The following is a 15,856-nucleotide window of genomic DNA, read 5'->3' as shown; positions in this document are numbered from 1 at the left end:
GTCACGCCGTCTCCACCACGAGACGCTCGACGGCGGCGATGGCCTCGCCGACGGCCTCCGGGTTCTGGCCGCCGCCCTGGGCGACGTCCGGCTTGCCGCCGCCACCGCCGCCGAGGGTCTTGGCGGCCGTGCGGACCAGCTCGCCGGCCTTGAGACCGCGCTCGCGGGCGGCCTCGTTGGTGGCGATGACCGTCAGCGGCTTGCCGTTGGCCGTGGTGAAGAGGGCCACGACGGCCGGGCGGTCGGACGGGATGCGGCCGCGCACGTCGAGGACGAGCTTGCGCAGGTCGTCGGCGCCGGTGCCGTCCGGGACCTGACCGGTCACCAGGGCGAGGCCGCGGATGTCCTTGGCGGAGTCGACCAGACCGGCGGCGGCCTGGAGGACCTTCTCCGCGCGGAACTTCTCGATCTCCTTCTCGGCGTCCTTCAGCTTGCCGAGCATGGAGGAGATCTTCTCCGGCAGCTCCTCGGGGCGGCCCTTGACCAGCTCCTGGAGCTGGGCGACGACCGTGTGCTCCTTGGCGAGGAAGCTGTACGCGTCGACGCCGACCAGGGCCTCGATGCGGCGCACGCCGGAGCCGATGGAGGACTCGCCGAGCAGCTTCACCAGACCCAGCTGGGCGGTGTTGTGGACGTGGGTGCCGCCGCACAGCTCCTTGGAGAAGTCGCCGATGGTGACGACGCGGACCTGCTCGCCGTACTTCTCGCCGAACTCGGCGATGGCGCCCTGGCGCTTGGCCTCGTCGATCGGCATGACCTCGGCGTGCACCTCCAGCTCGCGCGAGAGGACCTCGTTGATCTTCTGCTCGACGTCCATGAGGACCGTGCCGGGGACGGCGTTCGGCGAACCGAAGTCGAAGCGGAAGCGGCCGGGCTGGTTCTCGGAACCGGCCTGGGCGGCCGTCGGGCCGAGGGCGTCGCGCAGGGCCTGGTGCGTGAGGTGGGTGGCCGAGTGGGCGCGGGCGATGGCCCGGCGGCGGCGCACGTCGATGGTGGCGTAGGCGGTGGAGCCGACGGTCACCTCGCCGACCTGGACCGAGCCCTTGTGCACCGAGACGCCCGGGACGGGCTGCTGCACGTCGCGGATCTCGATGACGGCGCCGGAGTGCAGCCGGATGCGGCCCTGGTCGGCGATCTGGCCGCCGCCCTCGGCGTAGAAGGGGGTGCGGTCGAGGACGACCTCGACCTCGTCGCCCTCGGAGGCGGCCGGCGACGGGACGCCGTTCACCAGCAGGCCGACGACCGTGGACTCGCCCTCGGTGTTGGTGTAGCCGGTGAACTGGGTGGCGCCGGAGGTGTCGGCGATCTCGCGGTAGGCGGAGACGTCGGCGTGGCCGGTCTTCTTGGCCTTGGCGTCGGCCTTGGCCCGGTCCCGCTGCTCCTGCATCAGGCGGCGGAAGCCGGTCTCGTCCACGGAGAGGCCCTGCTCGGCGGCCATCTCCAGGGTGAGGTCGATCGGGAAGCCCCAGGTGTCGTGGAGCAGGAAGGCCTTCTCGCCGGCGAGGACCGTGCCGCCGGCGGCCTTGGTCTCGGTGACGGCGGTGTCGAGGATGTTCGTGCCGCCCTTGAGGGCCTTCAGGAACGCGGCCTCCTCGGCGAGGGCGACCGTCTCGATGCGCTTGCGGTCGGTCTCCAGCTCCGGGTACTGCTCGCCCATCGTCTTGATGACCGTGTCGACGAGCTCGCCGACGACCGGGCCGGTGGCGCCGAGCAGGCGCATGTTGCGGACGGCGCGGCGCATGATGCGGCGGAGCACGTAACCGCGGCCCTCGTTGCCCGGGGTGACGCCGTCGCCGATGAGCATGACGGAGGTGCGCATGTGGTCGGCGACCACGCGCAGCGAGACGTCGCTGTCCTTGGCCTTGCCGTAGGCGACGCCGGTGAGCTCGGTGGCCTTGTCGATGACGACCTTGAGGGTGTCCGTCTCGTACATGTTCTGGACGCCCTGGAGGATCATCGCCAGGCGCTCCAGGCCGAGGCCCGTGTCGATGTTCTTCGACGGCAGCTCGCCGAGGATCGGGAAGTCGTCCTTGCCCGAGCCCTCGCCGCGCTCGTACTGCATGAAGACGAGGTTCCAGATCTCCACGTACCGCTCGTCGTTGACGGCCGGGCCGCCCTCGACGCCGAACTCGGGGCCGCGGTCGTAGTTGATCTCGGAGCAGGGGCCGCAGGGTCCGGGGACGCCCATCGACCAGTAGTTGTCCTTCTTGCCGAGGCGCTGGATGCGCTCGGCGGGGACGCCGACGACGTCGCGCCAGATGCGCTCGGCCTCGTCGTCCTCCAGGTAGACGGTGATCCAGAGCTTCTCCGGCTCAAGGCCGTAGCCGCCGTGCTCGACCGGGGTGGTCAGCAGCTCCCAGGCGAGCTTGATGGCGCCTTCCTTGAAGTAGTCGCCGAAGGAGAAGTTGCCGCACATCTGGAAGAACGTGCCGTGGCGGGTGGTCTTGCCGACCTCTTCGATGTCGGGCGTGCGCACACACTTCTGCACGCTGGACGCGCGCGTGAAGGGCGGCTTGACCTCACCCAGGAAGTAGGGCTTGAAGGGCACCATGCCGGCGGGGACGAGCAGCAGAGTCGGGTCGTCCGCGATGAGCGACGCCGAAGGGACGACGGTGTGCCCGCGCTCCTCGAAGAAGCTCAGCCAGCGGCGGCGGATTTCAGCCGACTCCATCAGTGGTCCTCATTCCGGTTGTACGAGATCGTGCGCGAGGGACGCGACGAGAACATGGTCGTGGTCTTGTGCGGGGTGGGGCCGAGGGCGGCCCTGCGGCGGGGCTCGGGGAGCTCCCGGTCCGCGGGAGGCGCCGCGTCGAGGCCGAGTGCCTCGCCGAGCTCCGCCTCGCGCTGGACCATGCCCGCCCTCACGTCGAGGGCGAAGTCCTTGAGCCGGTGGCCCGCCTCGACCGCCTTGTTCGCGGCCTGCGCCGCGAGGGACTCGGGGGTCAGCTGCTGGATCTTGCGGTTGACCTTGGTGGTGGCCCAGACGCCGGCGGCTGCGCCGGCCGTGAACCAGAACGTACGGCGGAACATCGCGGCTATCGGCCCTTCTGCTTCCGGCGCCGTGCGACCGGCACGGTACGGCCGACGATCACAGTGCGACGCCCGGTGGCGGGCGCCGCCTCCCCGCGGTCCCGGTCGCGGCCGAGCGCCTTGCGGACCCCGTAGCCGAAGGCGGCGACCTTGACGAGCGGGCCCCCGAAGGTGGAGGCGACGGTCGTCGAGAGCGCGGAGGCGTTGGAGGTGACCTCCTGGACGTCCGAGGCGATGGCGTCCACCCGGTCCAGCTGGGTCTGCGCCGAGCGGACCGTCGCCGACGCGTCGGCGAGCAGCGGCACGGCCTGTTCGGTCACCTCCGCCACGAGCCGGGTGGTCGCCCTGAGCGTCTGCGCCAGCCTCCCCAGCACCACGGCGAGGAAGGAGACGAGGATCGCCCAGAACACGGCCACCAGGATCCCGGCAACCTCTCCACCGGTCACTCCGCACCGCTCTCTGCTGTCGTCATCGGTCGTTGGGGTCCTGCGAAAAGTCGTTCCCCGAGCCTATCGCGCCGGGGCTGGGACGCCGTACCGCATTAGCGCCCGCGTTGGCGCCCCCGGCACGGGAGTCGCGCGATCGGATTGTACGGAGCGCGCGCGGGTGAGTACGCTCCGTGTCCCATGCGACGCAGCAACCTCCCGGCGGAGCTCAACCGGTTCGTGGGCCGGTCCGGCGAGCGGGCCGAACTGGCCGCGCTCCTGGCCGAGTCACGTCTCGTCACCGTCCTCGGCGTGGGCGGGGTCGGCAAGACCCGACTCGCCCTGAAGACCGCGACCGAGGTGCAGAAACGCTACGGCGAGGGGGTGTGGCTCGCGGAGCTGGCACCCCTGCGCGACCCCGGGCTCGTCGAGCACGCCCTGATCGAGGCGCTCGGCCTGACCGACCACACCCCCCGCGCCCCCCGCGAGGTGCTGAGGGAGCACCTCGCCGAGCGCCGGCTGCTCCTCGTCCTCGACGGCTTCGAGCACCTGGTCGAGACCTGTGCCCCGCTCGTCCACGAGCTGCTCACCGCGGCACCCGGGCTGACCGTGCTCGCCACCGGACGCCGGCCGCTGCGGCTGCCGGGCGAGGCGGTGCTCCGGCTGACGCCGCTGCCCGAGCCGGACGCCCTCACGCTGCTCACCGAGCGGGCGGCCGGGGCCGGCGCGCCCGCCGTCGACGCCGACGCGTCGGCACGGGAGCTGTGCCGGCGGCTCGACGGGATCCCGCTCGCCCTCGAACTGGCCGCCGGCCGGCTGCCGCTGCTCTCCGTGGAGCAGCTGCTGGCCCGGCTCGACGACCGCTTCCGGCTGCTCGGCGGCGGCGGGCGCGGGGTCCTCCCCCGCCACCAGACGCTGCGCACCGCGATCGGCTGGAGCCACGAGCTGTGCACGCCGGAGGAGCGGCTGCTCTGGGCGCGCCTCTCGGTCTTCGCCGGCCCGTTCGACCTGGAGGCCGTGGAGTACGTGTGCGGGGGCCCGGACCTGCCGCCGGAGGCGGTCCTCGACCTGCTCGGCGGTCTGCTCGCGCAGTCGCTGGTGACCCGGGAGGACACGGCGGCGGGCCCCGGCTACCGGATGCTCGACACGGTCGCGGCGTACGGGGCGGAGTGGCTGGCGCAGCTCGGGGACACCGAGCGGATGCGGCGGCGGCACCGGGACTGGTACATGGGCCTGGCGACCTGGTGCGAGCTGGAGTGGTTCAGCCCCCGGCAGGCGGAGGTGGCGGAGCGGACGGCGGCGGCGCTGCCGAACCTGCGGGCGGCGCTCGACCTGTGTCTGGAGCTGCCGGAGGACGCGCATCTGGCCCAGCACCTGGCGGGGACGCTCTGGTTCGCGTGGGTGGGGTGCGGGCGGCTCGCGGAGGGGCGGCACTGGCTGGACCGGGCGCTCGCCCTGGAGTCGGGGCACGAGGAGGCGCGGCTGAAGGCGCTGTGGGTGCTCGGCTACGTGGCGGTCCTGCAGGGCGACGCGACGGCGGCGGTGGCGGCGCTGCACTCCTGCCGGGAGCGGGCGCGGGCCTCGCGGAACCGGCTGGCGGAGGCGTACGCGACGCACCGGATGGGCTGTCTGGCGCTGCTCACGGACGACTTCCCGCGCGCCGAGGAGCTGCTCGGCCGGGCCCTCGACGCGTACGGCGAGCTGGGCGAGCTGAACAGCAACGTGCTGATGGGCCAGGTGGAGCTGGCGATGGCGCGGGCCTTCCGGGGCGATCTGGAGGGCGCGACGGCGATCTGCCGGGAGGTGCGGGAGGTCTGCGAGGAGCGCGGGGAGCGGTGGACGCGGGCGTACGCGCTCTATGTGCTCGCGTACTCGGCGTGGACGCGGGGCGCGTCGGCGGAGGCGCGGGAGCTGCTCATGGAGTGCGTGACGATCAACCACCTCTTCCGCGACCTGGTGGGGGTGGTCCTCGCGGTGGAGCTCCTCGCGCTGGTCACGGTGAGCGAGGGCGACGCGGTGGAGGCGGCGGTGCTGCAGGGGGCGGCGCTGCCGGTGTGGGACGCGGTGGGGATCCAGCTCTTCGGGTCCGGTGCCTTCGACGGGCCGCGGGCGCTGTGCGCGGGGCGGGCGGTGGAGGAGCTGGGGGCGGAGCGGTACGAGGAGGCGCTGCGGTTCGGCCAGGGGCTCTCGCTGGACGAGACGGTGGAGCGGGCGCTCGCGGACCGGCCGGCGGCGGTGGAGGGCGGGCGGCCCGGGGAGGCGGCGCGGCGGCCGTTCCGCTCGGCGCGTCCGCCGGTGGTGCCGGGAACGCGGAAGCCCGCCGGCTCCCCCACCGGCAAGGGCGGGGAAGCGGCGGGCTGAACACCGCGGGGGTGAGTCCTACGGCCGCTGGATCAGCGGGCGTAGTACTCGACGACCAGCTGCTCGTCGCAGATGACCGGGATCTCCTTGCGGTTCGGCTCACGGTCCAGGCGGAAGGCCAGGGCCTTCAGGTTGACCTGGAGGTAGCGCGGGGTCTCGCCGTCGGGGGCGAAGCCACCCTCGCGGGCGACCTGGAACAGGGTCTTCGCGCGGGACTTCTCGCGGACCATCACGACGTCGTCGGGACGGACGCGGAAGGACGGCTTGTCGACCTTGCCACCGTTGACCTGGATGTGGCCGTGGACGACCATCTGACGGGCCTGGTAGATGGTGCGGGCGATGCCCGAACGCAGGACCAGGGCGTCGAGGCGGCGCTCGAGCTCGACGACCAGCGCCTCGCCCGTCTTGCCCTCGGCCTTCTTGGCGCGGTCGTAGGCGCGCGCCATCTGGCGCTCGCTGATGTCGTACTGGGCGCGCAGACGCTGCTTCTCGAGCAGACGGACCTTGTAGTCCGAGTTCTGCTTGCGGCCGCGGCCGTGCTCGCCCGGCGGGTAGGGGCGGGCCTCGAAGTACTTGACGGCCTTCGGCGTCAGCGCGATACCGAGCGCACGCGACTTCTTGACCTTGGGGCGGGCCTGGTTCGGCATGAACCAACCTCTCTATCTGAACGAATACGGCTTCACCAGATGTTCAGGGAGGTCGCAATCCGCAGCCGGGAAAACCCTCCGGGTCCACGAGGGACCTGTCGGGCAGCCGCTTCCCGGTCTGGGCACGTACGTGCAGCACGCGAACGACCCACCGCCGGTCCCGGGAATCCGGGGGGTGGTGGGTGGCACGCGACACCTTCGAGGTGCGCGACGCTCCTGGAAACCCTGCCCGGGGGCCGGGTCTCCTGCTGACTGTCCCGCTCTGGTGGTGCCGACCGGGGCCGGACACGGGACGCAGCTGTCCGGACCAGTGTACCGGCTCCGCGGAGCGCCGCCGCCCGGGGGCAGGACAGCGGTCAGCCGTCGCCCTTCAGGCGCTCGCGGACCTTCTCCACCACGTCCGCGTAGCGGGCCTCGGCGCCGTAGCGGGTGGGCTCGTAGTAGCGCTTGCCGTGCAGGGCGTCGGGGGCGTACTGCTGGGCGGCGATCGCGCCGGGCACGTCGTGCGGGTACACGTACCCCTGGGCGTGGCCGAGCTTGGCGGCGCCCTTGTAGTGGCCGTCGCGGAGGTGGGCGGGGACGGGGCCCGCGAGGCCGTTCCTGACGTCCTCGCGGGCGGCGAAGATCGCGGTGGTCGCCGTGTTGGACTTGGGGGCCAGGGCCAGGGCGATGGTGGCGTGGCTGAGGGTGAGGGCGGCCTCGGGGAAGCCGATCATGGCGACGGCCTGGGCGGCGGCGACGGCGAGCGGCAGGGCCTGCGGGTCGGCGAGGCCGATGTCCTCGCTGGCGGAGATCATCAGGCGGCGGGCGATGAAGCGGGGGTCCTCCCCCGCCTCGATCATGCGGGCGAGGTAGTGCAGCGCCGCGTCCACGTCGGAGCCGCGGATGGACTTGATGAGGGCGCTGGCGACGTCGTAGTGCTGGTCGCCGTCCCGGTCGTAGGTCACGGCCGCCCGGTCGACCGCTTCCTCCACGGTCCGGAGGGTGATCTCCCGCTCGCCCTTGGCGAGGGCGCCGCCGGCGGCGGCCTCCAGGGCGGTGAGGGCGCGCCGGGCGTCGCCGCCGGCGATCCGCAGCAGATGGGCGCGGGCGTCGTCCTGGAGCTCGACGGCGCCGCCGAGGCCGCGCTCCTCGGTGACGGCCCGGTCCATGAGGCCGCTGAGGTCCTCGTCGGTGAGGGGCTCCAGGGTGAGGAGGAGGGAGCGGGAGAGGAGCGGGGAGATCACCGAGAAGTACGGGTTCTCGGTGGTCGCGGCGATGAGGGTGACCCAGCGGTTCTCTACGGCGGGGAGCAGGGAGTCCTGCTGCGCCTTGGAGAAGCGGTGGATCTCGTCGAGGAAGAGGACGGTCTCCTTGCCGTAGCCGCCGGAGGCGCGGCGGGCGCCGTCGATGACGGCCCGGACCTCCTTGACGCCGGCGGTGATCGCGGACAGCTCCACGAAGCGCTTGTCGGTGGCCTTGGAGACCACGTACGCGAGGGTGGTCTTGCCGATGCCCGGCGGGCCCCAGAGGATCACCGAGGAGGCGCCGGCGGGGCCGCCGCTCTCCCCGACGAGCCGCCGCAGCGGCGAGCCGGGCTTGAGCAGGTGCCGCTGGCCCACCACCTCGTCGAGGGTGCGGGGGCGCATCCGGACCGCCAGCGGGCTGCTGGCCGGGTCCTTCTCCTGGCGTTCTTCGGCGGCTGCGGTAAAGAGGTCGGGCTCCACGTCCACGAAGCCTAGGTCACGCCACCGACAAGCAGGGTGCCGCCGGTCAGCTCGTCCAGAAGTCCCACCAGCGGGTCAGGATCAGCATGCCGATGATCCCGATGTGCAGGACGGGCAGGACCCAGGTGAACTCGGCGAAGAAGGTCCGCAGGCCGGCCGGGGCGGGGATGACGCCCTTGCGGACGTTGTGCGAGGTCACGTACCAGAACATGACGATGGTGGCGACCCAGGCGAGGCAGCACCAGAGGCAGAGCGAGTTGATCTCGTACAGGGACTGCTGCATCAGCCAGGTGCAGAAGCCGACGCCGAAGAGGGTGCCGGCGTTGAGGCCGAGCCAGTACCAGCGGCGGTAGCGGGCGCCCGCGAGGAGGCCGACGCCGATGGCGACCACCATGCCGTAGGTGACCAGGCCGAGCATGGGGTTGGGGAAGCCGAAGACCGAGGCCTGCTCGCTCTTCATGATGTTCCCGCAGGACACGATGGGGTTGAGGCTGCACCCGGGGACGAAGTTCGGGTCCTCCAGGAGCTTGAACTTGTCGAGGGTGATGACCCAGGCGGCGAGCAGTCCGGCCGCACCGGTGATCACCAGGAGCCAGGCGAGGCCCTTGCTCGCGCCGATCGTCCCGGTCGTCCCCGTCGTCCCCGTCGTCTCCGCAGCGGCTTTCGTCATCTGTCCTTTTCCCTCGCTCGCGGGCCTCCTGGCCCCGGCCATTCTGCAACAAGGCGTACGCCATCGGCCGTTCGCGGGGCATAAGCGAGGGCCCGGCCGCGCGGGGCGGACCGGGCCCTTCCCTGGGTACGTGGGTCAGGCGAGCTGGGCGCGGACGGCGTCCAGGACCTCGTCCAGGGCGACCGCGCGCTGCTCTCCGGACTCCATGTCCTTGAGCTGGACGACGCCCTCGGCGAGGTCCCGCTCGCCCGCGACGAGCGCGAGGCGGGCGCCGGAGCGGTTGGCGTCCTTCATCGCTCCCTTGAGGCCCTTGCCGCCGAAGGAGAAGTCCGCGGCGATCCCGTCCCGGCGCAGCTCGGTGACCTTGCCGAAGAGGACGCGGCGCGCCTCCTCGCCGAGGGCCACCGCGAAGACGCTGGTGGTGGCGGGCAGGTCCAGCTCGACGCCCTCCGCCTCCAGGGCGAGGACCGTACGGTCCACACCGAGCGCCCAGCCGACGGACGGCAGCGAGGGGCCGCCGATCATCTCGGAGAGGCCGTCGTAGCGGCCGCCGCCGCCGACGGCCGACTGGGAGCCCAGGCCGTCGTGCACGAACTCGAAGGTGGTCCGGGTGTAGTAGTCGAGGCCGCGGACCAGCTTCGGGTCGTCCTCGAAGACGACGCCGGCGGCGGTGATCAGCTCACGGACCTGCTCGTGGTACGCCTTGCAGGCGTCGCACAGGTAGTCGCGGAGCAGCGGCGCGTCGACGAGCTGCTTCTGCACGTCGGCCCGCTTGTCGTCGAGGACCCGCAGCGGGTTGATCTCGGCGCGGCGCAGCGTCTCCTCGTCGAGGTCGAGGCCGCGCAGGAAGGTCTGCAGGGCCTCGCGGTAGACGGGGCGGCACTCCTTGTCGCCGAGCGAGTTCAGCAGGATGCGGTACTGGCGCAGGCCGAGGGAGCGGTACGCCTGGTCGGCCAGGATGATCAGCTCGGCGTCGAGCGCCGGGTCCTCGGCGCCGATCGCCTCGGCGCCGACCTGCGAGAAGTGGCGGTAGCGGCCGGCCTGGGCGCGCTCGTAGCGGTAGTAGGAGCCGGAGTACCAGAGCTTCACCGGCAGGTTGCCCTGCTTGTGCAGGTTGGCCTGGAGGGCCGCGCGCAGGACGGAGGCGGTGCCCTCGGGGCGCAGGGCGAGCTGGTCGCCGCCCTTCGTGGTGAGGGTGTACATCTCCTTGGTGACGATGTCGGTGGACTCGCCGACGCCGCGGGCGAAGAGGTTCACGTCCTCGAAGCCGGGGGTCTCGACGTAGCCGTAGCCGGCGTTCCTCGCCTGCGTGGAGATGGCGTCCCGGACCGCCAGGAAGACGGCGGAGCGCGGGGGGATCAGGTCGTACGTGCCCTTGGGGGCCTGAAAGGTGCTCACGGAGGTTCTCGTCACATTCCTCGTCGGGGAGCGTCCGTGCTCCCGAGGCCGGAGGCCACCTGCCGCAGATACGGGTTGGTGGCGCGCTCCTGGCCGATGGTCGTCTGGGGACCGTGGCCGGACAGGACGACGGTCGAGTTGTCGAGCGGCAGGACCACGCGGGTCAGCGACGCGAGCATCTCGTCCATGTCACCGCCGGGCAGGTCGGTGCGTCCGATGGAGCCGGCGAACAGCAGGTCGCCGGAGAAGAGCACGGAGGGGATCTCCGTCGTCTCCGGCGTCCGGAAGGTCACCGACCCCTTGGTATGACCGGGCGCGTGCGCGACGGAGAACTCCATGCCGGCGAGCTTCAGCCCGGCGCCGTCGGTGAGCTCGTGCACGTCGTCCGGCTCGCCCACGGTCAGCTCGCCCATGAGGGGCATCCCGATGGAGCGGCCGAGGGCCTTCTCCGGGTCGCTCATCATGTACCGGTCGGCGGGGTGGATCCACGCGGGTACGTCATGGGCGCCGCAGACCGGGACGACGGAGGCGACGTGGTCGATATGGCCATGGGTGAGGACCACCGCGACGGGCTTGAGCCGATGCTTCTTCAGCGTCTCCTCGACTCCCTGGGCGGCCTGGTGGCCCGGGTCGATGATGACGCACTCCTCGCCTGCGGCGGGGGCGACCACGTAGCAGTTGGTGCCCCAGGCCCCGGCGGGGAACCCGGCAATCAGCACGATCGTCCTTCTGTGTCGTCCGGCAGATGACTGCGGCCTTGCGGAATGCAGCAGATCAGAGCCTACCGGCGCTGCGTATTCCACAGCCAACCCGTATACGGTACGGGCACGTCCGGCCAGGACAGGAACACACGACCGACAAGGAGCGGACCCGGTGGTCACCAGCGATCAGCGGCGGCGGCAGCTCGCCAGGGACAAGTACGCACGCCAGCAGCAGCGACGGGCGGAGGCGCAGCGCAAGGCGAAGCGCCGCACGACCGTGATCGCGGCCTCCCTCGCGGTGGTGCTCGCCGCGGGCGGAGCGGTGTACGCCTCGGTGCAGTTCCTCGGGGACGACGCCAAGAACACCGAGGCGGAGACGCCGACCGGCGAGCCGAAGATGGGCATCGAGGCCAAGGGCGCGTACGCCATGGCCCTGAAGACCGACGAGGGCGACATCACGATCACCATGGACGCGGCGAAGACCCCGCGCACGGTGAACTCCTTCAAGCACCTCGCCGACAAGAAGTACTTCGACGGCACCAAGTGCCACCGGCTCACCACCGCCGGGATCTTCGTCCTCCAGTGCGGCGACCCGGAGGGCACCGGCATGGGCGGCCCCGGCTACACCATCCCGGACGAGAACCTCGACGCCCTGGGCAAGCCGGGCGACGACGGCAAGGTGACCTACAAGGCGGGCACGGTCGCCATGGCCAACACGGGGCAGCCGGGCACCGGCGGCTCGCAGTTCTTCCTCGTCTACAAGGACTCGAAGCTGCCGCCGCAGTACACCCCCTTCGGCACGATCGACGCGGCCGGACTGGCGGCGGTGCAGAAGGTCGGCGCCGCGGGCGTCGAGGGCGGCCAGGGCGACGGGGCCCCGAAGAAGCCGGTCACCATCGAGAAGGCGACCGTCTCGGCGAAGTGACGCCGGAGGCGAGGGGCGACGGCGGCCCGAACGTCCGCACGCACGTGACCGTGGAATTTCGGTGGCGCCGAGTGCGGACAGCCGGGCCGCCGTTCGCCTAGATTGGCGTTGTGCGGCGCGGTCCGATCGTCGGCCGCGCGGCGGAGGCGGGCGAGGCCCGCCCAGGAACTGTGGACGATGCCCGGGGGTCACCACCCGACGAGGGCATCATGGTGAGGAGGCGCTGTGAGCAGCGACCCGTGGGGCCGTGTCGACGAGACGGGCACCGTGTACGTGCGGACGGCCGAGGGTGAGAAGGTCGTCGGATCCTGGCAGGCGGGCACCCCCGAGGAGGCGCTGGCCTACTTCGAGCGCAAGTACGAGGGCCTGGTTGTCGAGATCGGCCTCCTCGAGAAGCGGGTGAAGACAACCGACCTCTCGGCGAAGGACGCCCAGACGGCGATCGAGCACATCCGCCAGCAGATCGACGAGCACCACGCCGTCGGCGACCTGGCCGCGCTCGGCGCCCGGCTCGACAAGCTCGTGGCGTCGGTGGACTCGCGCCGCGAGGAGCGCAAGGCGCAGAAGGCGAAGCAGGCCGACGAGGCGCGCTCCGCGAAGGAGGCCCTGGTCACCGAGGCCGAGGAGCTGGCCCAGAGCGAGCAGTGGCGGGTCGCCGGCGAGCGGCTGCGGGCGCTCGTGGACACCTGGAAGGGCCTGCCGCGGCTCGACCGGAAGTCCGACGACGAGCTGTGGCACCGCTTCTCGCACGCCCGCTCGGCCTTCTCCAAGCGCCGCAAGGCCCACTTCGCCCAGCTCGACGCGCAGCGCGAGGAGGCCCGCAAGACCAAGGAGCGCCTGGTCGCCGAGGCCGAGGCGCTGCAGAACTCGACCGACTGGGGCGCGACGGCGGCCCGCTACCGCGAGCTGATGGCCGACTGGAAGGCCGCCGGGCGCGCGCAGCGCGAGCACGAGGACGACCTGTGGAACCGCTTCCGCGGCGCCCAGGACGTCTTCTTCGCGGCCAGGTCCGGGGTCTTCGCCGAGCGGGACGCGGAGCAGACCGAGAACCTGGCGCTGAAGGAGGAGCTCGCCGGCGAGGCCGAGAAGCTGCTGCCGGTGACGGACCTGAAGGCCGCCCGCGCCGCCTTCCGCGCGCTCAACGAGCGCTGGGAGGCCATCGGCCACGTGCCGCGCGACGCCCGCCCGAAGGTGGAGGGCCGGATGCACACGGTGGAGCGGGCCATCCAGGAGGCCGAGGAGGCCGAGTGGCGCCGCACCAACCCGGAGGCACGCGCGCGTGCCGCGGGTCTGACCGGTCAGCTCCAGGACGCCGTCGAGAAGCTGCGCAAGCAGATCGACGCGGCCCGGGCGGCGGGCAACGACGCCAGGGCCGACAAGCTCGCCAAGGAGCTGGAGGGCCGCCAGGCCCTGCTCGACCAGGCGCTGAAGGGCCTGGAGGAGTTCGGCGGCTGACGCCGTAGGAGCAGCGGTACGAGGAAGGGCCCCCGGCGCGTGCCGGGGGCCCTTCCCGTGTACGTACCGGGGTACGGCTACGGGCGCCGCGCGCTGGTCACGCGGTAGACGTCGTACACGCCCTCGACGCCGCGGACCGCCTTGAGGACGTGGCCCAGGTGCTTGGGGTCGCCCATCTCGAAGGTGAAGCGGGAGGTGGCCACCCGGTCCCGGGAGGTCTGGACGGCCGCCGAGAGGATGTTGACGTGCTGGTCCGAGAGGACCCGCGTGACGTCCGAGAGGAGCCGGGAGCGGTCCAGCGCCTCGACCTGGATGGCGACCAGGAAGACCGAGGACTGGGTCGGGGCCCACTCGACCTCCAGGATCCGCTCCGGCTCCCGGGACAGCGAGTCGACGTTGACGCAGTCGCTGCGGTGGACGGAGACGCCGCTGCCGCGGGTGACGAAGCCGATGATCGGGTCGCCGGGCACCGGGGTGCAGCAGCGGGCCAGCTTGACCCACACGTCGTCGACGCCCTTGACGACCACGCCCGGGTCGGCGTTGGAGCGCCGCTTGGAGCGGCCGCGGGTCGGCGGGGCGGTCTCGGCGATGTCCTCGGTGGCGGCCTCCTCGCCGCCGAGCGCCTGCACCAGCTTCTGCACGATGGACTGGGCGGTGACGTGGCCCTCGCCGATCGCCGCGTACAGCGAGGAGATGTCGGTGTAGCGCAGCTCGTGGGCGAGGGTGACGAGGGAGTCGCCGGTGAGGATCCGCTGGATCGGCAGGTTCTGCTTGCGCATGGCCCGCGCGATGGCGTCCTTGCCCTGCTCGATGGCCTCCTCGCGGCGCTCCTTGGAGAACCAGGCGCGGATCTTGTTGCGGGCGCGCGGGGACTTGACGAAGCCCAGCCAGTCGCGGGAGGGGCCGGCGCCGGCGGCCTTGGAGGTGAAGACCTCGACGAGGTCGCCGTTGTCGAGGGTGGATTCGAGCGGCACGAGGCGGCCGTTGACCCGGGCCCCTATGGTGCGGTGGCCGACCTCGGTGTGGACGGCGTAGGAGAAGTCGACCGGGGTGGCGCCGGCGGGCAGGGCGATGACGTCGCCCTTGGGCGTGAAGACGAAGACCTCGTTGCGCGAGAGGTCGAAGCGGAGGGACTCCAGGAACTCGCCCGGGTCCTCGGTCTCCTTCTGCCAGTCGAGCAGCTGGCGCAGCCACGCCATGTCGTTGAGGTGGTCGTCCTTGCCGCCGCCCTTGGGCACGTCGGTGCGGACCTTGGAGGCGCCGGCGACGGCCTCCTGCTTGTACTTCCAGTGCGCGGCGATGCCGTACTCGGCGCGGCGGTGCATGTCGAAGGTGCGGATCTGCAGCTCGACGGGCTTGCCGTTGGGGCCGATGACCGTCGTGTGCAGCGACTGGTACATGTTGAACTTCGGCATCGCGATGTAGTCCTTGAACCGGCCGGGGACCGGGTTCCATCGCGCGTGGACGGTGCCGAGGGCCGCGTAGCAGTCGCGGACGGTGTCCACGAGGACGCGGATGCCGACCAGGTCGTAGATCTCCGCGAAGTCACGGCCGCGGACGATCATCTTCTGGTAGACGCTGTAGTAGTGCTTGGGGCGGCCGGTGACGGTCGCCTTGATGCGGGCGGCGCGCAGGTCGCTCTGGACCTCGTCGGTCACTATCGCGAGGTACTCGTCCCGCTTGGGGGCGCGCTCGGCGACGAGCCGGACGATCTCGTCGTACATCTTGGGGTAGAGGATCGCGAAGGCGAGGTCCTCCAGCTCCCACTTGATGGTGTTCATGCCCAGCCGGTGGGCCAGCGGGGCGTAGATCTCCAGGGTCTCGCGGGCCTTCTTCTCCTGCTTCTCCCGCTTGAGGTAGCGCATGGTGCGCATGTTGTGCAGGCGGTCGGCGAGCTTGATGACGAGGACCCGGGGGTCCTTGGCCATGGCGACGACCATCTTGCGGACGGTCTCGGCCTGCGCGGCCTCGCCGAAGCGGACCTTGTCGAGCTTGGTGACGCCGTCGACGAGGAGGGTGACCTGGTCGCCGAAGTCGCGGCGCAGGTCCTCCAGGCCGTACTCGGTGTCCTCGACGGTGTCGTGCAGGAGGCCTGCCATCAGCGTCGCCGGGTCCATGCCGAGCTCGGCGAGGATGGTGGTGACGGCGAGCGGGTGGGTGATGTACGGGTCGCCGCTCTTGCGCTTCTGGCCGCGGTGCCAGCGCTCCGCGACCTGGTAGGCCCGCTCGATCTGGCGCAAAGTGGCCGTTTCGATCTTCGGGTCGTTGGAGCGGACGATCCGAAGGAGCGGTTCGAGGACCGGGTTGTACGGCGACGAGCGCTGCACCCCGAGCCGCGCGAGCCGGGCGCGCACCCGGTTGGAGGAACCGCCGGAGCGGCTGGGCGCGGGGGCCGGAGCGGGAGCGGGCGCAGCAGGCTTCGGCCTGTTCTCCGCGGGCTTGTTCTTGGGCGTGCCGGTTCCCTGCGCGGCCTGATCGGCCTTGGGGTCGGGCTGCGCGGCGGAGAGTGACTGGGCCTCGTCTGGCAAAGAGCGCTCC

At 71.8% G+C, this 15,856-nt stretch carries 12 protein-coding genes; 3 read left to right on the top strand and 9 right to left on the bottom strand.

What is annotated here, in order from left to right:
• Position 1: 1 nt before the first annotated feature.
• Genes alaS through HHL19_RS25680 form a run of 3 tightly spaced genes read right to left on the bottom strand, consistent with a single transcriptional unit; the run spans position 2 to position 3,476 of the window.
• Positions 2–2,671: an alanine--tRNA ligase gene (alaS, locus tag HHL19_RS25690; protein WP_169092704.1), complete on the bottom strand. Its 2,670-nt coding sequence runs from the start codon at positions 2,669–2,671 to the stop codon at positions 2–4.
• Positions 2,671–3,030 carry a DUF6167 family protein gene (locus HHL19_RS25685; protein WP_169092703.1) on the bottom strand — a complete coding sequence of 120 codons (360 nt, stop codon included), beginning with the start codon at positions 3,028–3,030 and terminating at the stop codon, positions 2,671–2,673. The genes alaS and HHL19_RS25685 overlap by 1 nt, the downstream gene beginning before the upstream one ends.
• 5 nt (positions 3,031–3,035) lie before the next feature.
• Positions 3,036–3,476: a DUF948 domain-containing protein gene (locus tag HHL19_RS25680; protein ID WP_169092702.1), complete on the bottom strand. Its 441-nt coding sequence runs from the start codon at positions 3,474–3,476 to the stop codon at positions 3,036–3,038.
• Positions 3,477–3,656: 180 nt separating this feature from the next.
• On the opposite strand from HHL19_RS25680, the gene HHL19_RS25675 reads away from it, so the two are divergent.
• Positions 3,657–5,816, top strand: coding sequence for a regulator (locus tag HHL19_RS25675; RefSeq protein ID WP_169092701.1), 2,160 nt, complete (start codon positions 3,657–3,659; stop codon positions 5,814–5,816).
• 32 nt (positions 5,817–5,848) lie between these two features.
• On the opposite strand, the gene rpsD is transcribed toward HHL19_RS25675, so the two are convergent.
• From rpsD to HHL19_RS25650, 5 genes are all read right to left on the bottom strand, one after another.
• A complete protein-coding gene (gene rpsD / locus HHL19_RS25670; RefSeq protein WP_043228069.1) occupies positions 5,849–6,463 on the bottom strand; it encodes a 30S ribosomal protein S4 in 615 nt (204 codons plus the stop codon).
• Positions 6,464–6,819: 356 nt separating this feature from the next.
• Positions 6,820–8,169, bottom strand: a complete 1,350-nt coding sequence (locus HHL19_RS25665) for a replication-associated recombination protein A (protein ID WP_169092846.1) — start codon at positions 8,167–8,169, stop codon at positions 6,820–6,822.
• A 46-nt stretch (positions 8,170–8,215) separates the two neighbouring features.
• Positions 8,216–8,839, bottom strand: a complete 624-nt coding sequence (locus HHL19_RS25660) for a vitamin K epoxide reductase family protein (RefSeq protein WP_169092700.1) — start codon at positions 8,837–8,839, stop codon at positions 8,216–8,218.
• A 135-nt stretch (positions 8,840–8,974) separates the two neighbouring features.
• A complete protein-coding gene (gene hisS, locus HHL19_RS25655) occupies positions 8,975–10,237 on the bottom strand; it encodes a histidine--tRNA ligase (RefSeq protein ID WP_169092699.1) in 1,263 nt (420 codons plus the stop codon).
• Positions 10,238–10,248: 11 nt separating this feature from the next.
• Complete coding sequence (locus HHL19_RS25650) at positions 10,249–10,956, bottom strand: MBL fold metallo-hydrolase (protein WP_169092698.1); 708 nt, start codon at positions 10,954–10,956, stop codon at positions 10,249–10,251.
• 154 nt (positions 10,957–11,110) lie between these two features.
• Between HHL19_RS25650 and HHL19_RS25645 the strand changes: the two genes are divergently transcribed.
• Both HHL19_RS25645 and HHL19_RS25640 read left to right on the top strand, forming a co-directional pair.
• Positions 11,111–11,863, top strand: coding sequence for a peptidylprolyl isomerase (locus HHL19_RS25645; protein WP_169092697.1), 753 nt, complete (start codon positions 11,111–11,113; stop codon positions 11,861–11,863).
• 225 nt (positions 11,864–12,088) lie between these two features.
• Positions 12,089–13,318 carry a DUF349 domain-containing protein gene (locus HHL19_RS25640; protein ID WP_169092696.1) on the top strand — a complete coding sequence of 410 codons (1,230 nt, stop codon included), beginning with the start codon at positions 12,089–12,091 and terminating at the stop codon, positions 13,316–13,318.
• Between the two features lie 77 nt (positions 13,319–13,395).
• Here the strand turns inward: HHL19_RS25640 and HHL19_RS25635 are convergent, their stop codons facing one another.
• Positions 13,396–15,846, bottom strand: coding sequence for a bifunctional (p)ppGpp synthetase/guanosine-3',5'-bis(diphosphate) 3'-pyrophosphohydrolase (locus tag HHL19_RS25635; RefSeq protein ID WP_169092695.1), 2,451 nt, complete (start codon positions 15,844–15,846; stop codon positions 13,396–13,398).
• Between the last annotated feature and the right edge of the window lie 10 nt (positions 15,847–15,856).

Source organism: Streptomyces sp. R302 (assembly GCF_012927245.1).
In the GTDB taxonomy this organism is placed as follows: Bacteria; Actinomycetota; Actinomycetes; order Streptomycetales; family Streptomycetaceae; genus Streptomyces.
Note: the sequence above shows the minus strand (reverse complement) of the source record. Positions and strands in the feature narration are given on the sequence as shown.

Bases quoted from the DNA above. Each gene is read 5' to 3' on its own strand.
- alaS (WP_169092704.1), bottom strand. From the start codon at position 2,671: ATGGAGTCGGCTGAAATCCGCCGCCGCTGGCTGAGCTTCTTCGAGGAG.
- HHL19_RS25685 (WP_169092703.1), bottom strand. From the start codon at position 3,030: ATGTTCCGCCGTACGTTCTGGTTCACGGCCGGCGCAGCCGCCGGCGTC.
- HHL19_RS25675 (WP_169092701.1), top strand. From the start codon at position 3,657: ATGCGACGCAGCAACCTCCCGGCGGAGCTCAACCGGTTCGTGGGCCGG.
- rpsD (WP_043228069.1), bottom strand. From the start codon at position 6,463: ATGCCGAACCAGGCCCGCCCCAAGGTCAAGAAGTCGCGTGCGCTCGGT.
- HHL19_RS25660 (WP_169092700.1), bottom strand. From the start codon at position 8,839: ATGACGAAAGCCGCTGCGGAGACGACGGGGACGACGGGGACGACCGGG.